Annotated in this window: 15 protein-coding genes; 8 read left to right on the top strand and 7 right to left on the bottom strand. The window is 58.3% G+C overall.

All coding sequences use genetic code 11. The features are described 5' to 3' along the window. Positions 1–13: 13 nt before the first annotated feature. The 4 genes from aztB to aztD are packed head-to-tail and all read left to right on the top strand — an operon-like array spanning position 14 to position 4,415. A complete protein-coding gene (gene aztB / locus FrondiHNR_RS11575; protein WP_279352929.1) occupies positions 14–886 on the top strand; it encodes a zinc ABC transporter permease AztB in 873 nt (290 codons plus the stop codon). Further along, on the top strand, positions 870–2,204 hold the full coding sequence (locus tag FrondiHNR_RS11570; RefSeq protein ID WP_279352928.1) for a hypothetical protein: 1,335 nt from the start codon (positions 870–872) through the stop codon (positions 2,202–2,204). The genes aztB and FrondiHNR_RS11570 overlap by 17 nt, the downstream gene beginning before the upstream one ends. After that, entirely contained in the window at positions 2,204–3,190 is a 987-nt protein-coding gene (locus FrondiHNR_RS11565; RefSeq protein ID WP_347567103.1) for a metal ABC transporter substrate-binding protein, read from the top strand. Before FrondiHNR_RS11570 ends, FrondiHNR_RS11565 begins: the two co-directional genes overlap by 1 nt. A gap of 22 nt (positions 3,191–3,212) precedes the next feature. After that, positions 3,213–4,415 carry a zinc metallochaperone AztD gene (gene aztD, locus FrondiHNR_RS11560; RefSeq protein WP_279352926.1) on the top strand — a complete coding sequence of 401 codons (1,203 nt, stop codon included), beginning with the start codon at positions 3,213–3,215 and terminating at the stop codon, positions 4,413–4,415. Positions 4,416–4,447: 32 nt separating this feature from the next. Here the strand turns inward: aztD and FrondiHNR_RS11555 are convergent, their stop codons facing one another. The 3 genes from FrondiHNR_RS11555 to FrondiHNR_RS11545 form a co-directional block, all read right to left on the bottom strand. Then, positions 4,448–5,638, bottom strand: a complete 1,191-nt coding sequence (locus FrondiHNR_RS11555) for a putative peptidoglycan glycosyltransferase FtsW (RefSeq protein ID WP_279352925.1) — start codon at positions 5,636–5,638, stop codon at positions 4,448–4,450. 21 nt (positions 5,639–5,659) lie between these two features. Beyond that, positions 5,660–7,042, bottom strand: coding sequence for an LCP family protein (locus FrondiHNR_RS11550; RefSeq protein WP_279352924.1), 1,383 nt, complete (start codon positions 7,040–7,042; stop codon positions 5,660–5,662). A 193-nt stretch (positions 7,043–7,235) separates the two neighbouring features. Then, the gene (locus FrondiHNR_RS11545; protein ID WP_279352923.1) at positions 7,236–7,664 is read right to left on the bottom strand and encodes a hypothetical protein; all 429 of its coding nucleotides are present in this window, start codon (positions 7,662–7,664) and stop codon (positions 7,236–7,238) included. Positions 7,665–7,864: 200 nt separating this feature from the next. Between FrondiHNR_RS11545 and FrondiHNR_RS11540 the strand changes: the two genes are divergently transcribed. The 4 genes from FrondiHNR_RS11540 (at position 7,865) to FrondiHNR_RS11525 (ending at position 11,495) form a co-directional block, all read left to right on the top strand. Then, positions 7,865–9,310 carry an NAD(P)/FAD-dependent oxidoreductase gene (locus tag FrondiHNR_RS11540; RefSeq protein ID WP_279352922.1) on the top strand — a complete coding sequence of 482 codons (1,446 nt, stop codon included), beginning with the start codon at positions 7,865–7,867 and terminating at the stop codon, positions 9,308–9,310. 31 nt (positions 9,311–9,341) lie between these two features. Next, positions 9,342–10,337 carry a Gfo/Idh/MocA family oxidoreductase gene (locus FrondiHNR_RS11535; protein WP_279352921.1) on the top strand — a complete coding sequence of 332 codons (996 nt, stop codon included), beginning with the start codon at positions 9,342–9,344 and terminating at the stop codon, positions 10,335–10,337. Between the two features lie 37 nt (positions 10,338–10,374). Next, positions 10,375–10,980: an isochorismatase family protein gene (locus FrondiHNR_RS11530; RefSeq protein ID WP_279352920.1), complete on the top strand. Its 606-nt coding sequence runs from the start codon at positions 10,375–10,377 to the stop codon at positions 10,978–10,980. Positions 10,981–11,066: 86 nt separating this feature from the next. After that, positions 11,067–11,495: an OsmC family peroxiredoxin gene (locus FrondiHNR_RS11525; RefSeq protein ID WP_279352919.1), complete on the top strand. Its 429-nt coding sequence runs from the start codon at positions 11,067–11,069 to the stop codon at positions 11,493–11,495. Positions 11,496–12,494: 999 nt separating this feature from the next. On the opposite strand, the gene FrondiHNR_RS11520 is transcribed toward FrondiHNR_RS11525, so the two are convergent. The 4 genes from FrondiHNR_RS11520 to FrondiHNR_RS11505 form a co-directional block, all read right to left on the bottom strand. Then, positions 12,495–13,277, bottom strand: a complete 783-nt coding sequence (locus FrondiHNR_RS11520) for a polyprenol monophosphomannose synthase (RefSeq protein WP_279354551.1) — start codon at positions 13,275–13,277, stop codon at positions 12,495–12,497. A 2-nt stretch (positions 13,278–13,279) separates the two neighbouring features. Then, complete coding sequence (locus tag FrondiHNR_RS11515) at positions 13,280–14,854, bottom strand: glycosyltransferase family 39 protein (protein ID WP_279352918.1); 1,575 nt, start codon at positions 14,852–14,854, stop codon at positions 13,280–13,282. Positions 14,855–15,007: 153 nt separating this feature from the next. Further along, positions 15,008–16,864, bottom strand: coding sequence for an ABC transporter ATP-binding protein (locus FrondiHNR_RS11510; RefSeq protein ID WP_279354550.1), 1,857 nt, complete (start codon positions 16,862–16,864; stop codon positions 15,008–15,010). Positions 16,865–16,914: 50 nt separating this feature from the next. Further along, complete coding sequence (locus tag FrondiHNR_RS11505; RefSeq protein WP_279352917.1) at positions 16,915–18,351, bottom strand: MFS transporter; 1,437 nt, start codon at positions 18,349–18,351, stop codon at positions 16,915–16,917.

Raw genomic sequence — 18,351 nt, 5'->3', positions numbered from 1 at the left:
ATACCCTAGAAGGGTGTTTGAATTTTTTGAACCCCTCTCCACAAGCTTTATGATGCGCGCCCTGTTCGGTGGGATGCTTGTGGCGGTTATCTGCGCGATTGTGGGAACCTGGGCAGTGATTCGCGGCATGATATTTCTGGGCGAGGCAATGGCTCACGGGCTTCTCCCCGGCGTAGCCCTCGCCGGAATTGTGGGGTTGCCAGCCATTATCGGGGCCTACATCAGCGCCAGCGTCATGAGCCTGGGGGTCGGTTACATGTCCCGTCGGGGTAGACACTCGCAGGACACGAGCATCGGACTGTTCTTTGTGGGAATGCTTGCTCTCGGCGTGATTATCGTATCGCACTCGCGCAGTGCGGCTATCGATCTGACGAGCATCCTCTTTGGCGATATTTTAGCTATCTCAAACAACGACATCCTGCTGCTCGCGATTGCGCTCGCCGTGATCTGCGTGGTTGCCCTGCGGTGGCATCGCGCTTTTGTAGCCCTGACTTTTGACCGGAGAGTGGCTCACACCCTGGGGCTGCGCCCACGAACGGCCAACGTCATGTTGGTGGTTTTAGTGACCATCGCGGTTGTGTTCTCCTATGGAGCAGTGGGGTCGCTTCTTGTTGTGGGACTGTTGGTTTCCCCGGTTATTGCTGCGAGTTACTGGGTAAAGCGTATCCCGCACATCATGCTTCTCGCCTCGATTGTGGGATGCCTGGCGGTTGTCTCGGGACTCCTCGTTTCGTGGTACTGGGAAACGGCGGCCGGAGCCACCATAGTTATCTGCTCCATCCTGGTGGGTATCCTCTCCAGCCTGGTAAAGCGAGCAGTTCGCTCTCTCCCGAGTTCAACTCGCAAAGTTGCAATGGAAAGTATAAAAAGTGACCAGATATCCTAGAAAAAAATATGTCGTCTTCGGATCTCTAGTGGCGGTCTGTGTGCTGCTCCTCGGCGCGGCGTGTGCGGCTCAGGAACCTCAGGAAGGCTTAGAAAGCTCGCAGGAGGATACGCACGGGTATGTCGCGGGGGCGCAAGAGAAACCTGAGGCCCAGTTGCACCTGGTGGTTGTTGATGGTGCCAACTCTCTCAGTCTTTTTGACCTGGCCACGGAGGAGATAAAACCTCTCGGAGATCTCTCCGGTATCACCGCGATAACAACGGATGGGCGTTATATTTTTGCTGCGGACTCACGTAACGAGCTCACCGTGTTGGATTCCGGGGCGTGGACGGTGGATCACGGGGATCACCTTCATCACTATCTCGCTCAGCCCAGAACCGTTGGAAGCGTCGCGGGTCTGGGGGCCGGTGCTGCCCGTGTGGCCTCATCCTCGGTTCTCACCGTCGTGCAGTCTGAGGCGAGTGGCGAGGTAACTCTTTTCGATTCGGCTGCCCTGGGGAGCGGAGAGATAGAGCGGGTTGCCGAGATAAAACAAGATGGGGCCTCCGGCTCGGATAACTCGTCGGGTATGAACGAATCATTCGAGCCGGGCGGGGAGCCGGGCATAGGATCGGAGTCGCGCGGGGGAGCGGTGTCTGTCCTTTCCTCCCGGATACTTGCCGGTGTACCCTCCGCCACGGGTGAGATAAACGGTGTTCAAGCCTACGACGATGCGGGTAACGAACTCCCCGGTCAGCAGGCTGAATGCCTCGCGCTGGAGGGCGGTATCACCACGCGCGCGGGAGCGGTTTTTGGATGTGAAAACGGTGTGCTCTTTGCCACGGTAAGAACGGGAGAACCCGTCGCGTTTGGGTTTCTTCCCTACCCCGAGGGAACCTCCAAGATGCACAGGGTTCGCGAATTTCACGGGAGACCGGGCCGTCCCACAGTTGCCGCCGTGGCGGGTGACTCCGGGGCTTGGGTTATCAATGTGAGAACTCGAGAGCTCTCCCTGATCCCCACTGAGCAGCCCCTGCTCCAGGTGGTTGCTGCTGACAATAGCGGGGGACAACTCGTGGCCCTGACCTCGGATGGAACGGTTCAGGTTCTCGACGCGCTGACGGGAGCGGTGCTTGCAAGCACCGAGCCGATTCTTGCCGAGACCATGGGAGAAAGGGAACTTGCACACCTACCCAACCTCATTATCCTGGAGAAGAGAGCCTATGTGAATGCTCCCGCGGAGGGGGTAATCTACGAGATTGACTATGAGGACTCCGCAAGAATTTCGCGCACCATCGATAATATGAGCGATCCGCGTTTTCTGGTCGGGGTGGGATGATGCGTCGTCTTTTTACCGCGCTGAGCGCCTCTGTCCTTCTTCTCGCCGGTTTTACCGCGTGTTCCCCCGGTGAAGATCAGCCGCCGTTGGTGGTGGTCACCACCAACATCCTGGGTGATGTGGTGCAAAACGTCGTGGGGGATGAGGTGACGGTGGTCACCCTCATGAAGCCCGGAGCGGATCCGCACTCGTTTCAGATTTCGGCCCGTGAGGCCTCCCGAATTCTTTCCGCCGACCTGATTGTTCACAACGGTCTCGGCCTCGAAGTGGGGCTGGAGCATCACCTCGACGCCGCGCGCAGGCAGGGTGTCCCGATGCTGGCGGTGGGGGACGCCCTAGAGCCTCCGGCGCCAGGATCGCAGGCGCATCACGGACATGCGCACGGGCCCCCACCTCGGGATGAAGGCGGTGCGGGTAACCCGGACGAGAGCGCCGAGGCGATGCCCGATCCACACTTTTGGACGGATCCGCAGCAGATGATCACGGTTGTTCGCGCAATTTCAGAGGGTGTGCGAAAGAACGTGCGGGACGTGAACGAGCGCGCAATTCGTGATCACGAGTACGCGTACACCGCTGAACTTGTTGCCCTCGACAGGGAGATGGGAGAGGCATTTTCACGGATACCGCCGGAAAGACGCAAACTTGTGACAAACCATCACGTGTTTGGGTATTTTGCCGATCGATTTGGCTTTACCCTCGTGGGTGCCGTGATTCCCAGCGCAACAACTCTGGCCGCACCCAGCGCTGCTGATCTGCACGATCTGACTTCGGTTCTCAACGATGCCGGGGTGGAGACGATTTTTGCGGAATCTTCGCAGTCGGACAAGCTCATTCGTGTGCTCGCGGATGAGGTCAACCTTGACGTCACAATCATTCAACTCTATACGGAATCGCTGGATGTCGAAGGGAGTCCTGCCGATACCTACTTGGCCATGATGCGCACCAACACGGAGCGCATCGTCACTGGCTTGTCTCCCCCCGAGTAGGCCCCGATCAATGAAAGCAACGATGAAAAACCTACACTTAATACGCTCCGCTACCACTGCGTTTTTTGCCGCGAGTACGATCTTACTTGCGGCCTGTTCCACGCCGGGGGAGAATCCCGGTGCGATTATTCCCTCGTCACCCGAACCGAGGCTGGGCGACACCGCGCTAATCCTCCCCCACGAGGAAGGGCTTTACTTATTGGACCCGGATACCCTGGTGGTCAGGGAAGATATACCTCTTGATGAGTTCAGTTCGGTCAACGCGGCGGGGGATGGTCGACACGTATTGGTGACCACTAGCGAGGGGTTTCGTGTGTTAGACACCGGCACCGGAACCTCTGAGGGGCCGCGCCTGACGGATCTCGTTTTTGCGGCCGAGAGAGGAGCTCACGTTGTGCATCACGAGGGTAAGACTGCGCTCTTTGCCGACGGGACGGGCGACACCACCGTTTTTAACTCGGGTGAGCTGGGGGAGTCTCGAGATTCTCTTCCTCGGGTTGAGACCGTTCCCTCCGCTGCACCTCACCACGGTGTTTCTGTTCCCCTGTCTGACGGTACCCTGCTAACCACGCTAGGAGACTCGGAGAACCGTGTGGGGGTGCGGGCTCTCGACCCGTCTCGGACGGAGATAAGCCGGAGCGAGGAGTGCCCGGGCATCCACGGTGAGGGGGTGGCCGCGGGAGAGCGGGCCGTATTTGGGTGCCGAGACGGGGTGCTTATCTACGACAGCGGCGAGTTTACCAAGGTAGCCGCACCCGACGAGCACGGCCGAACGAGCGATCAATACGCCAGTGAAACCTCAACCTTCACGGTGGGAGACTACAGTAGCAACCCGGATGCCGAGACCATGGCGAGGGATCAGCTTGTTATCATAGACACCGCCCTAAAAACCTCTCGGCTGTTGACCCTGCCCGACGGGGTTGAATACACATGGCGTGGTGTTGACCGCGGTACCGGAGACGAAGCGTACGTCCTGGGAACCGACGGTGCGCTGCACCGGCTCGATGTGCAGTCCGGTGAATTCACAGACTCCTTTGCGGTGATTGGCTCCTGGGAGGGTCCCTCTGATTGGCAAGAAGCGCACCCCGCACTGACCATTAGCGATGGAACCGCCTATGTAATGGATCCGGAGACCAGGTCGGTTCACTCGATCAACCTGGTTACGGGTGAGATTGTTGCTTCCGCCACGCTCGAGAAAGCCCCCACCAGCATAGCGAGACTATAGCCGGTATATTCCACGGGGTCGCCAGCACATCTTTAGCGAAGTGGCACTCCCGATCCCATAGAAAAATCGTCGTCGGCCCTCGCGTTGTTTCTGATACAGGAAAGCACCACCCCCATCATGGCCATAGCGGCAAGAAGCGATGTCCCTCCGGAGGAAACAAAGGGGAGGGGGACGCCCAAAACGGGGATAAATCCCAGGACAACAGAGATATTAACGATCATCTGGGAGGCGATCCACACCATGGCGGCCCCCAAAACAACCGTGGAGAAAAGATCCCGGCTCTTTCGCAGGGCCCATACCATAGCAAAAATGAGGAGAACAAAAACTCCGAGGGTAAAGAGAGCGCCGATCAAGCCTAACTCCTCAGCGATAATTGCAAAAATATAGTCGTTGTCGGCGGCGGGAAGCCACGACCACTTTGCTATTGAGTTCCCCACGCCCACACCAAAAACTCCGCCGTGGGACATCGCCCAGAGGCCGTGTAACGGTTGCCAACAGAGCCCGTGATAGCTTTCGACATCGGTGACACAGTCGGTCTCAAGATAGTGAATAACTCGCATCACCCGATTGGGTTTTATGACCGTCATGACCGCCACCCCGGCGGCAAAGAATACGCTGAGTCCAAGCAGTATCCGGGTTTTGATCTGTGCAAAATATAGCGCGCCAAAGAGCAAACAGACAATAACCAATATGGTTCCCAAATCTCCACCAACAATATTGATGAAAATCGAGAGAATAACAACCGGAACCACCGGTATGAGCGCGTGTTTCCAAGAGCTGATTAATCGTTCTTTGTTGGAGAGTATCGTGGCGATCCAGATAACCAATACAAACTTCATAAGTTCCGCCGGCTGCCCCGAGATAGGGCCTATCCTGATCCAGTTGCGATTACCCCCGGCTTCGTATCCGAGGGGGCTGTAGACGAGCAACTGTAGGAAAAGTCCTGCCGCCAGGGCTACCCAGGCGTATTTTTTTACGATGTGTTGTGGTGTTCTACTGAGTACCACCATGGTTATGCCGCCGATGAGGGCAAAGAGTCCCTGGCGTTTGAGGCCGGTGAGGAGAGAATTGCCCGTCGTGAGCGCGGTGACGGCGGTGGAGGATTGAACCATGATAACCCCGAGAACCACCAGCACTATGGTTGCGCTTGTCACCAGAAAGTAGGCGACCGGAAGGGGGGATTCCGAGCGCGGCAGTCGCAACCGGGCGATTGTAGCTTTCATGGTGAGGAGTCCACTACTTCGCTATTTTACACACGGTACAGATCCTGCGTTAAGCGGTGTCTCCCATGTTTCATAAACGGTGGGGCCGTTGTCTGAAGGGCCGTCGTTGGCAGAGGGTGGTGCGGACGGTCCCTGCTCCCGGTTGTCTTTTTTATCGGTGCTCTCGTCTGAGTCGACGCTGTCGCCGGGGTCCGCTCCGTCTGGTGCATCGGGGGTTGCCGTTGCCCCGGACGTTTCCGGATTGAGGAGCGCGGCCACCGTGCTGTGTATTTCTTGGAGATCGACAATGTTCACTGAACTGCCGTTGATCGTACCGAACTCGACGATTGGCAGCGTAACAAAACTAATATTTCCGGAAGAAAGGTTGTATCCAACGGATGCAAAGCTGAGCAGGTCAAAGCTGCTATCGAGGGCAACGTGTTCTTTTGCGACGTCGATAAGGGAGCGCAGTGTTCCCAGATCGCTCAGAGTTCCCTTGTCTTTGAGCTTAAGTCCTAGCGAAACGAGGAATGCCTGCTGGCGGCGGGTCCTGTCAAAGTCAGTGAACTCTATTTCAGCGTTACCCGTGTCACGGCGTTGGCGAACAAAGCTAATGGCCTGCTCCGCGCTGATATCTTGAATACCCGCTGGAAAATCTGCGCCAGAGTAGATGTCCTCCGTTGCCTGATTCAGACACACTTGGATGGGGGCCACTGCCTCGGCAATACGATAAAAGCCGCCCATGGTTACCTCGATGAAGTGATCGATACGAACATCACCAAGAAAACGTGACACCGTGGAGATCTGCGATTGACGACCGGCGGCGCGTGCCTCCTGGTAGGCCTCCTCGTCGGTCATATCGGTTCTCGACTGGAGTTCACCCAGCTTTTCGTTAAGCGCCAGGCCATAGGCCTCTTTAATTTTTGAGTTAGTCACCCCCATCGGGGCACCCACAAGCTCAACATAGTTATCGCGAGGGATGGATATCCCCACCGCCTTACCACCGCCCGCGGGAATGTGGACAAACATGAGTACGTTTGCGTTGTATCCCCCGTCTTGCTCGTTCCCCGCGCGTAGCGCCTGGTACACCTCCTCGGGCAGGGGGTTACCGTTTTGATCCAGGCGACTGTCTAATCCCATGACGAGGATGTTGGTTTCATCGGTGTTCTGGGGATAGGTATCCTCCCCCTTTTCGTTCCCGGGGAGTGTGAAATCGGAGCGGTTGATGCTGTTGGAAATGTCGTTAAAAAATGCAAACGCAAACGCTGCGGTTCCACCCAACACGAGTGCGAGGCTTGCGGCCACGATGACAACTACGCGACGCCGAATGTATACGCGTCGAGTCCGACGGGGGAGCGTGTTACCTGATTCTTCAGGTAAACCGTCGGGTTCGGGGCTCTGGGAATAGCGGGAGGGGCGTTTCATGAGGGTGCTCCATTTCACGGGGGAAAGACTAAGTAGAGATTGGTGCGCCATGAGAAATGTGGGTGCAAGGCGTCACGACGAGAGAAAATTGAGTTTCAAAAACAGGGCTTGTGAGGTGCCTCGGGTAAGAAAACACCGACCCCACGCCGCGGGCATGAGGATATGCCGCTCAGGGGGAGGGCAACGCGATTCTTTACGCGTCGGGTGGAGGGTGGGGGGCCTCTATGTGCCAGAGGGGAGGGCTGTGAGAGGCATCAAGCTGTTGATGCGAAGACACCTGCGGCTTCGCAGCCGGGAGCAGTAGGTAGTGATCAAGCTGGGGCCGATCCTGCAGGTGTTGGGAACGGTCGGTAGGGTCCATATCGTCCAGCGGGCTACCGTCCTGGTTGCTACCCGGTTGGATGATGAGGTGGGTGGTCGCGGCGCGTTTCTGGTCCGGCAATACTCGGTGAACGGAGTTTGTGGTTTCAGCCGAGTGTGAGGCGGACGCCGCAATCGAGTGTTGTTTGTCCTGTATAAATAGCGCATTACCCACCGAGAGGGCGGGGGCAAAGACCGCAAGAGCAAGAATGAGTGCAGGCAGGCGGAACAGAGCGTGGTGGCGTCGCATCTGCCCAAGCATGTCATCTCCTCATAAACGTTAGTGCGTGCTTAAATTACCACTACTTTCTTGGATGCTTGCTGGGCAACGCGCATTAAAACGAGGGTTCTCAGGAACACCGGAGAAAATACTAAGACCCTCGGGAGGCTCCCCATCCGATACGCTAAACGGTAAGAACTCATGAACGCTAATGGGCGAAACCTGTGAGGAGCGGTGCTGGCATGGTAACCGACGCTGTTGTTGTAGGAGCGGGTCCTAATGGACTCGCGGCCGCGGTTATCCTCGCGCGTGCGGGCATCCCCACCACCCTGTACGAGGCCGAGAACAGCATCGGAGGGGGTCTACGCACGGGTGAACTCACTCTGCCGGGGTTTTTGCACGATGAGTGCTCGGCGGTGCACCCGCTGGTGCTTGCCTCTCCGTTCTTTCGAGCTTTTCAACTCGGGCAGCGGATGGACTTTGTTGTGCCCGACATCTCATATGCGCATCCGCTCAGCGATTCCCCCACCATACTGGCCCATCGCGATGTCGCCCAGACCGCAGCCCAACTGGGGGTTGACGGTTCTTCATGGAAAAAACTCATGAATCCGCTTATTCGACACAGCCGGGGGGTGAGGCGTTTTGTGCTGGATCAACTGCTCCAGGTGCCGCGTGACCCGATTGCCGCTGCGGTCTTTGGGCTGAGAACGCTTGAACAGGGAACCCCCCTGGGTAAGGCCCGGTTTAGCGAGGACAGGGCCCCGGCGCTCCTGGCCGGGGTTACCGCCCACACCCCGGGCCGCATGCCCGGACTGGCCAACGCCGGGGCTGGGCTTATCCTTGCAAGTCTCGCGCACACGAGCGGATGGCCCCTCCCAGTAGGAGGTTCCCGATCGATAGCCCGGGCCCTGGCGGGCGACTTTGAAGCACACGGTGGGCGTATTGTTACCGGTGAGCGCATCACATACCTCGAGCAAGTGGGGCACGCCCGGGCAATTATCCTGGATATCTCACCTACCGCCCTGATCTCGTTGGCGGGCAACCATCTTCCTACCAAATACGTGCGAGCCCTGCGCGAGTACCGCCTGGGGGCGGGGGCGTTTAAGATCGACTTTGCGCTTGCCGAACCGGTGCCGTGGAAAGACCCCAATACTGCGCTGAGCCCGACCGTCCATCTGGGTGGCTCACGCGAGCAGATTGCCGCGGCCGAGCGCGACGTTGCGCGGGGAAAGCACCCGGAGAACCCCTACATTCTTGTCACGCAGCCCACGGCCTTCGACCCCACCCGCGCCCCCGTCGGAAAACACACCCTCTGGGCTTATACGCACGTTCCCAACGGTTCGTCACGGGACCTCACGGAGCGTATTATCGGGCAGATCGAACGGTACGCTCCCGGGTTTCGCGACACCATTCTGGCCGTATCGGCGCGACCCGCTTCCGCCCTCGCCGCACACAACACCAACTATGTGGGTGGTGATTTCCTGGGCGGGGCCGTAGATCTGCGTCAGATGATTAAGCGTCCTGTCGTGTCAACGGTTCCCTGGGCCACCCCTCTGCCACACGTTTTTTTGGGTTCGGCATCAACCCCTCCCGGCCCGTCTGTGCACGGTATGGGCGGGTACTATGCCGCTCGAACGGCGCTTCGCAGGGTGTTTGGCCTGGGCATCCCGGAGCTCGGGAAATCCTGAGTTCTACGACACGGTGAGGGAAGGAACGCTGATGATTCAACCGATTCGATGGGGGATTCTTGCCACCGGCGGGATCGCCCGCAAGGTCACGGCAGACATGATCGCCGAGGGGCTCACCGTTCGGGCGGTGGGTTCTCGCTCCCTGGACTCTGCGCGTTCCTTTGCCGCGCAGTTTGGGATTGCGCGCGCCCACGGATCCTATGAGGAGCTAGTCAACGACCCCGAAGTAGACGCGGTCTACATCACAACACCCCACACACTCCACTACGGTAACGCCCGGCTTGCGCTGCGGGCCGGAAAACACGTGCTGATCGAAAAACCCGTCACCGTGAACGCCGCACAGTTGGCCGAGCTCATAGCGCTGGCCTCGGAACGGAGGCTGCTGCTCCTGGAGGCAATGTGGACCCGTTTCCTACCGCACATGATTCGCCTCCGAGAGATTGTCAACAGCGGTGTCCTGGGTGAAATACGGGCGCTGGAGGCAAAACACATGCAGCGGCTCCCATCCGATTCGCTCCATCGACTTAACAATCTTGAACTGGGTGGGGGTGCCCTGCTTGATCTCGGTGTTTATCCCATTTCGTTTGCCCACGATATCCTGGGAGAACCCGACTCAATAGCCGCGTCGGCCTCCTTTAAAGCAACGGGTGCCGATTCTCAGGTCGCGACGGTTCTGAGCTATTCCGGTGGCGCTATCGCAACCAGCCTCTCGTCGAGTGAGGTTGCGGCCCCCAACACCGCCACGGTTGTGGGCACCCGGGGATGGGTCGTAATTGACGAGGTGTGGTACACCCCAACAAGCTTTCGCGTGTACGACCTCGAGAACAGGATGATCGACTCTTACGAGAGTGCTCCCGGCTCCGTTGTGGGGTCGGGACACGGTCTTCAGGCGGTGGAGGCCTCGCGGCTTATCGCTGCCGGGCGCATAGAGAGCGAGTTGATTTCGCCGCAGGACTCCCTCAGCGTCATGCGCACGCTTGACAGTATTCGAGAACAGATCGGCCTGGTTTACCCCGGAGAAGCGTAGAATGAGGGTGCCGCCTTGAAGGAAAGAAGGACCTCTCATGTCTCGCGCTCTGCTCATCGTTGACGTTCAAAACGACTTTACGGAGGGCGGTGCGCTCGGCGTTACGGGTGGGACTGCCGTTGCGGAGGGGGTAACCCGCCTGCTCGCCCAACACGGAGGCGACTACGAGGTTATTGCGGCTTCCCGGGATTGGCACGACGCCAACAGCAGCAACGGGGGGCACTTCGCGGCCGCAGGGGTCGCCCCCGACTTCGCAGGAACCTGGCCGGTTCACTGTGTGGCCGGAACCGCCGGAGCGGCCTACCACTCCGCCCTGAATACAGAGACGATTGGGGTGCACGTGCAGAAGGGGCAGGGGAAACCCGCCTACTCTGCGTTTGAGGGGGTCACAACCGAGGGCCAGACGCTCGCGGCGGTGCTTGCCGCGTCCGAGGTGACCGACCTGGATGTTGTGGGCATAGCCACCGACTATTGTGTTCTTGCCTCCGCGAAGGATGCGCTTTCTCTGGGACTCCGGGTGCGGGTTCTGAGCGATCTGGTGGCCGGAGTGGCGGCAGAAACGAGCGCGGCAGCCCTCGATACCCTGCGGAGTAGCGGGGCAATCGTGGAGGTCTCCGATTCATCCACTCGTCCCCGATCATAATTACTGCTGGTTTCTCCCGCCTAGACCCGGAATAATAATTAGTGGGACGAATCGCACACCGTGATTCATTGTGAAAGGTGATCAATATGTCAGTTACAAGCGCGGCAACTACTACCTGGACGGGAACTCTCTTTGAGGGTAGCGGCACCACCCACCTGGACTCCTCGCGGGCGGCAGAGCTTCCCGTTAACTGGAAGGCCCGTTCGGAGGGCTCAGACTCCGTGACAACACCGGAAGAACTGCTCGGCGCTGCCCACTCCGCCTGTTTTTCGATGGCGCTCTCGCACGCCCTCACGGGCAACGGAACGCCTCCCACAAACGTGACAACCACGGCAAAGGTCACCCTGATTCCCGGCACGGGTATCACCACCAGCGCGCTGAGCGTTGTCGCTGAGGTTCCGGGGATTAGCGCGGAGGATTTTGATCGTATTGCGCACGAGGCTAAGGCGGGCTGCCCGGTGTCGGCGGCACTGACCGGAATCAACATCACGCTCGATGCCACGCTGAAGGCCTAACCCACCTCTGCCCGGCTCGGGCGTCTCAAACCCGGGGCAGAGTGTGCTCGCAGAACTGATTGTTCTCGGTGCAGGCTCTGCCCTCCCCCTCCCCCTTCCCCTTCCCCTTCCCCTTCCCCTTCCCCTTTGATGTTGTCTTGTTTTGGGGTATTAAATGCGCCTCGTTTTATCCGTTTTTCCTCTTATCATTGCGGGGTTCTTGTTTCCAGCGGTCGCTTCGAGTATTGATGCGCCGTACCCTGGCGTGTCTCACGCTGCTGCTTCTGTGCCTGTGAATAAGGGTGGTGATAGCAGACAGGGTTGAACCGTGGGGTCGCTGCCGTTTTTGCTCTGTGTGTGCCGCAGGGGTCATCCCTGAGCGAGTAGCTAACATCTCCATGCATTTTTATGTTTCAATGGTGAAGTGTTTATGAGAAATAAGTTTTTTTCTGTACTCTGTCCGTTTTTCCGCTTGTGGTCGCGGGGCTCCTGTTTTCGGCCGTCGAACTTGACCGGGTACGTGCCGAAGACCGTGCCGGGGTGTTTCACGCCACTGTGTCTGCGAGTGCGACAAAGAGCGGTGAGGGGAAACAGGGCTGATTGCGGGGGCGTTGTTGCCGTTTTCCTTCGGGTACGTTGCACGGGTCTTGTGATGCCGGGGACCGGCGGCTATTCGGCATCACTGTGCGGGTCAGACCGACTTGGAGCTCAGGCGGATGCAGCCGTGGGTAGTGTGACGCCACGGTTGATTATGTTGCTTGCCCACGTCGCGCGGAGAAAGCTAAAGAGCCCGATCGCCGCGATGACGAGCAGGGGTGCGGTGTTCATGGCATCCACCGGATAGCATCACGAACCGGGTTGAAGCGTCCCTCCTGCACTCGCGCGAACTTCTCTGAGATCCCAACCACTTTCACTGCTGTGATTGTCCTAGTGATGAGGCCAATGACCAGGCCCATCGCGCGATACCGTATCGCCCGCGTACCGCACCCTGACGGGTATAAGAGATATGGACGCGTTTGGCTAGGGGCTGCTCGTGGCGTGGGACTCAGCGGTATCGCCTGACGTCTCGGGGCGGGGCTTCCCTCGAAAACGCGACGGAAGCCCCTTGATTCCGTAGAGAGTGACGCGGAAGAGGGACTCCACAACAATTCCGAGCGTGATCTTAGACTTCCCAAACTCGCGATCGACAAAGGTAATGGGCACCTCAACGATGCGCAGGCCCTCCTGGTTGGCGCGCATCAGCATGTCAACCTGGAAACCGTAGCCGTGGCTCTCGACGGTGTCCAGGTTGATGGTTGTGAGTGCGTGGGCAGTAAAAACACGGTAGCCTCCCGTAACGTCTTTTACCCTGAGCCCCAGCATGATCCTGGCGTAGGTGCTTCCGACGCGTGAGATCAGGCGTCGGAAGAAGGGCCAGTTGACAACCTTTCCTCCCTGAATCCAGCGGGAACCCTGCACAACATCGGCGTTCTGAGACGCGGCGAGAAGCGATCCGAGCTGTTCGGGGTCGTGGGAACCGTCGGCATCCATCTCGACAAGGGTCGTGTAGCCCCGGTCCATGCTCAGGCGGAAACCGTGTTTATAGGCTGCACCCAGACCCTCTTTGCCTGTGCGATGAAGAACGGAGACAGCGGAGTCTTTATCGGCGAGTGAGTCTGCGATTACGCCGGTGCCGTCGGGGGAGTTGTCGTCAACGATTAGAACATCAACATCGGGCTGGGCGAGTCGCAACCGATGAACAATCGAAGAGATATTTTCTCGTTCGTTGTAGGTGGGGATAATTACCACGGTTGATGATCGCATCGTCACTCTCGAATCATTTTATAAACGGTGGACCGGTGGCTGGCGAATGTTTCGGCAACCGAATATCCCGCCGCTTTAAGGGTATCAAGGTATGTTTCTTGGATTGTGAGGTCGTCCGAAAAAGACGGTTTAACGAGGACAAGCCAGACGATTGGATGATCATCAAGGCGGGGGGTCATCTCGTCAATTGAATACACCCTGTCCCAGAGGCCGTTTGTTTGGTCATAGGGGGTTTTGAGCCCCACATCAACCAGGCCCTCAAACGCGGCGGGGTACATATATTTTGCCAGGCGAGGCTTACGGGCGTTACGCGTGGTGCTATCAAAGATGACGGCCTCACCGGGGGAGGCATTCTCCGCAATGATGGCGGAGAGCGAGTTCCAATCGGTTCCCCCGTTGCGTGGGTGAGGGGTGCGTTGCCCAAGGTATGTGGGAACGGTGGCCGCCACCACCGCGATGGTGAGCACTGGAACCAGCATCTTAACGCGCACGCTGCGGGAGACTGCTACCACTCCCACCGCCATGAGCAGGGCTATAGCGGGGCCGGTAAAGGAGAGGTATCTGGGCGAGTATAGGGGGGTAAAGCTGTTGCCGATAGCGAGCAATACGGACGGAACAAAGAGCCAGGCGCAACCAACCACGAGTATTCGCGGCAGGTTTTTGTCCCGGCGGCCGTAGAGAGAGGCCAGGGGTGCGGGGACGCTTCTTCCCCGGTATTGCAACCACAGAACCACGAGGCCGATGACGATCCCCAGGGCGATGAGAGACCATCCGATAATAGCCGGGAGGGGTTGTGTAAACCACGGTGTCTCAAAGAGAGCCTTGACGGTGAACCCCACACGCGAGTGAAGAAAGGCAATCTGCTCGCGTTGGAAAAAAGCGATTATGATTACCGGGAGGGCGACGAGCGCCCCTGCCCCAATCCACAGAACGCTTCGCCAAATCGTGGCTTTGTCTGGTCGCATGGTGAGGCCCACAACCGCAAATACCAGTGCAAAAAGAACGGTGTAGATAAAAAGAACGTTAGACACCGCAAAGAGGGCGGCAAACCCAACCCACGGCCAGAAACGCTTTTCCCGCCGGGACACCAGTGAGATCAGGTAGACCATGAGCCACACAACCAGAGCCATGGTGAAGGCGTACGCCCGCGTTTCGATACCGTTGTAGGTGGTGCGAGGAAGCGTCATAAAAAGTATCGCGGCAACAATGCCAACGCTCGGTCGGGTGAGGCGCGTGGTGAGCAATGCCAGGCCCGCGGTGGCCACACCGACTCCGATTGCGCTGGGTAAGCGTACCGAAAACTCGGAGGCACCAAAGAGGTCAACCCACGCGTGCAGAAATGAGTAGTACAGGCCGTGAACCGCATCAACGGTTGTGAGCATGTCAAACATAGATGACCACGAACGCTCGGCAGACATGACGCTTGCTGCCTCATCCCCCCAGAACGAGGGTATCCAGGAACCGGCGACCGAGATGAGTGTTGCGAGCGAGCCGAGCAGGACGAGCGTGCGTGCCCGTAGTGATGACGGGACACCCTCGTGTGTCGGGGCGTTTTTATGTGGTGCTACAGGGGGCACACCGGTGCTTTCTGTTTGGGGCGGGCTCACAATTGTCACACATCAATACAACCATCTTGTGTATGTGTATATCCTGCAAGACGAATCGATATTGGGCGAATGTTATTGAAAGGTGTCCTGAGGGATTTGTGTGGCATTTTATTGAGCATAGACCTATGCGAGGAGTTGGTGTTGCGCGAGTTCCCGATAGAGCGGAGTGCTCTTAACTAACTCCGAGTGGGTTCCTTGGCCCACGATACGACCGTGTTCCAGCACGATTATTTTATCGGAGTCAACAACTGTTGACAGGCGGTGCGCAATAACAATGAGCGTGCGGTCACTAGCCACTTCGTCAATGGCATCGCGCATCATTTGTTCGTTTGTTCCGTCAAGACTCGATGTGGACTCGTCGAGTAGGAGTATCGGTGGCGCGGCGATGAGTGCGCGGGCGATAGCCAACCGCTGCTTTTCTCCCCCCGAGAGCATGATGCCATTTTCTCCCACCTCTGCGTCTAGCCCCGCGGGGTCACGATCAAGAACCTCTCCGAGGTTAACCGTGTGGAGAACCTGTATACACTCTGTGTCACTCGCCGTCGGGGCGCTCAGTGTGAGATTGTCCCGCAGGGTTCCGGCGAGCACCGGGGCATCCTGTTCCACGTATCCAAGCTGTGATCGAAGCTCAATGCGGCTGAGCCGTCGAACATCCACCCCGTGAAGACGGATTTCTCCGGTTTCCGGGTCGTAAAAACGTTCGATGAGGCTGAGGGTTGTGCTCTTGCCTGCTCCCGAAGGGCCCACCAGGGCAACACGGCTTCCCTGCTCCACCGTAAAAGAGACTCCCCTCAGCACGGGAGTCTCAACGAGCTCCCGGGTGTTTTCTGCCTCTGGCGTGTCGTCTGCGTTGGGCGTGTTTTTTGTGTCTGGCGCGTTGTCTGGGTCGGTAGCCTCCACCAGAGAGCGGTATGTAAAGTGCACCCCGTCAAACTCGATGCTGGGAGCCCCCGAAATCGCGGACTGGGCCAGTGTCGTGCGTGACGCGGTGTGGGGGTGTTCGGGTTCCTCCACGGGGAGGGCCACAATCTCTTGAATTCTTCCGAGCGCCCCGAGCGCTTGGTTAACGGCGCTGATTGCACCAAATGCCTGGCCCAGCGGCATGATCATCATGAAGAGAAAGAGGATGAAGGCCACCAGGCTGGCGATGGTGATGGCGCCGCTGGCAACACGAAAACCACCCACACCAAGCACCACGAGGAATGAAACCTGCATCGCTACTCCCGCAACGGGAACAACCAGGGCGGAGATTTTTGCAACGGTAATGCCCATCTGCCATGCGCCCACAGCATTGTCTGTGATGCCCTGAACCTCACGCTCGGTTGCGTTGGCGGCCCGTATCGTGCGGATTGAACTGATAGCGCGCTCGACAGATGCTGCTAGATCACCCACACGCTTCTGTGCCTTGGCGCTGGCGGTGCGAATCCGGGTAGAGAGCGCGACAACAATAATAACGGACACCGCGATGACGGACACCGTCATCCCGAGCAAAACGGGATCAAGAATAAACATGGCGATGAGTGCCCCCACAAACGTGAGGGTTCCGCCGATGGCCTCCACAAGACCCTGGGTGAGAACCGCCCGCAGCAGCGTGGTATCGCTCCCCACTCGTGACACCAGGTCGCCCGTGCGGCGTCGATCGAACTCGCTGATGGGAAGGTTCAGGATACGGGCGATGAGCCTACGGCGCGAGGAGAGCACCACGCCCTCCCCCATGCGCTGGAGAAGATAGTGTTGATAACCGCTGATGAGAGCCGAGATAACAACCAGGGCAACGAGGGCCCATAGGAGGTAACCGAGGGGACTACCGCTCTCCACGAGACTGATAACCTGGCTGACCAGCAGGGGCTGGCTCAGAGAGGCGGCCGCTCCGATAACGCTCAGTATGATCACAAAGGTGAGCACTCCCCGCTGCTCGAATATGTAGGGGAGGAGCTGGCCAAAGGTTGCACGAGGATGCTCCTGTTTTTTGCCACGCACCCGTCGTCTACCGCGGGAGGAGCCTGCCTTTTGTGTGGGATCGGTATCGCTCACTGGATGTTACCCTCGTAGTCTTTGTCTTTTGTCTCGTGTGAGACAAGTAGTGCTATCAGGGTGAGAAGGCCCATGGAGGAGAGGTAGATACCCACCAGCCAGGGGTTGCCTCCGCCCACCTCCCAGAGCCACACCGCGATAAAAGGTGCCACTGCTGCCCCCAAGATACTGGCCATATTGTAGGCAAAGGCGGAGCCCGTGTAGCGAACGTTTGCGGGGAAGAGCTCGGGTAGGAGCGCGCCCATCGGTCCAAAGGTCATTCCCATTAGGGTAAAACCGATCACGAGGAAGGCCAAAACCATGATCCGTACAAATTGCGGGTCGGTATCCGGGTTGCCTCCTAAAAAGACAGAAAAGAGCAGCCCAAAGGCGATGATGCCCGTGGTCACCCAGATCAGAAGCTTGCGGCGTCCCACGCGGTCGGCGATGGGTCCAGAGATCAGGGTGAAAACGCCAAAAAAGACCACCCCGATGATCATCATAATGATGAAGTCATTGCGGCCAAAGCCGAGCCCGCCAACCCAGGAATTTGCATCATTGAATGCCGGGTTACCGGTGGTCTCCGCCTGCGCGGCGGTGGGTTTAGTACCAAACGATAGGGTAAACGTGGTCATCAGGTAGAACAGGGCGTAGGTGGCAATCATCACAAAAGTTCCGATGATGAGATTGCGCCAGCTCGTCTTAAAAACCGCTGCGAGGGGCACTCTACGCACAGCCCCCTCCGTGACCACTCGCTTAAATGAGTCGCTTTCGACCAGTGTGAGCCGAACCCACAGTCCCACGACCACCATCACCGCGGAGAGCAGGAAGGGGATGCGCCACCCCCAGGCAAGAAATTCCTCGGAGGCGAGAGCGGGGTTTTCGGGGTGGGGAAGTATCCAGTTAATGAGCAGAAAGATTGAGTTAGCGAGGATAAAACCGATGGGGGCGCCCAGCTGTGGAAAAGTTCCCCAGAGGGCACGTTTTCCTTGCGGCGCGTTTTCTGTGGCGACCAGAACCGCACCCGACCATTCACCACCGAGGCCGAGTCCCTGTCCAAAACGCATCAGCACAAGAAGGGCCGGAGCCCAGTACCCGATGGCCTCAAAGGTGGGAAGCAAGCCGATGATAAAGGTGGAGATGCCCATGACCAGCAGGGAAGCCACCAGCGTAACCTTGCGCCCGTGTTTGTCACCAAAGTGCCCGAAGATTAGAGCTCCGACGGGGCGTGCGATGAAGGCCACCCCAAACACGGCAAAGGAACTGAGAAGCGCAACCGTGGGGTCGTGTGTGTTAGCAAAAAAGAGAGCGGGGAAAACAAGAACCGCCGCGGTTGCATAAACGTAAAAGTCGTAGAACTCAATCGAGGTGCCCACAAGGCTCGCAAGAATAACCCGGCGTCGGGTGTTCCTCGGCTGCGCGAGGGGCGGCTCAGGGTGGGCGGCATTTGACAT

This window comes from Lysinibacter sp. HNR (genome assembly GCF_029760935.1).
Taxonomy (GTDB): domain Bacteria; phylum Actinomycetota; class Actinomycetes; order Actinomycetales; family Microbacteriaceae; genus HNR.
Note: the sequence above shows the minus strand (reverse complement) of the source record. Positions and strands in the feature narration are given on the sequence as shown.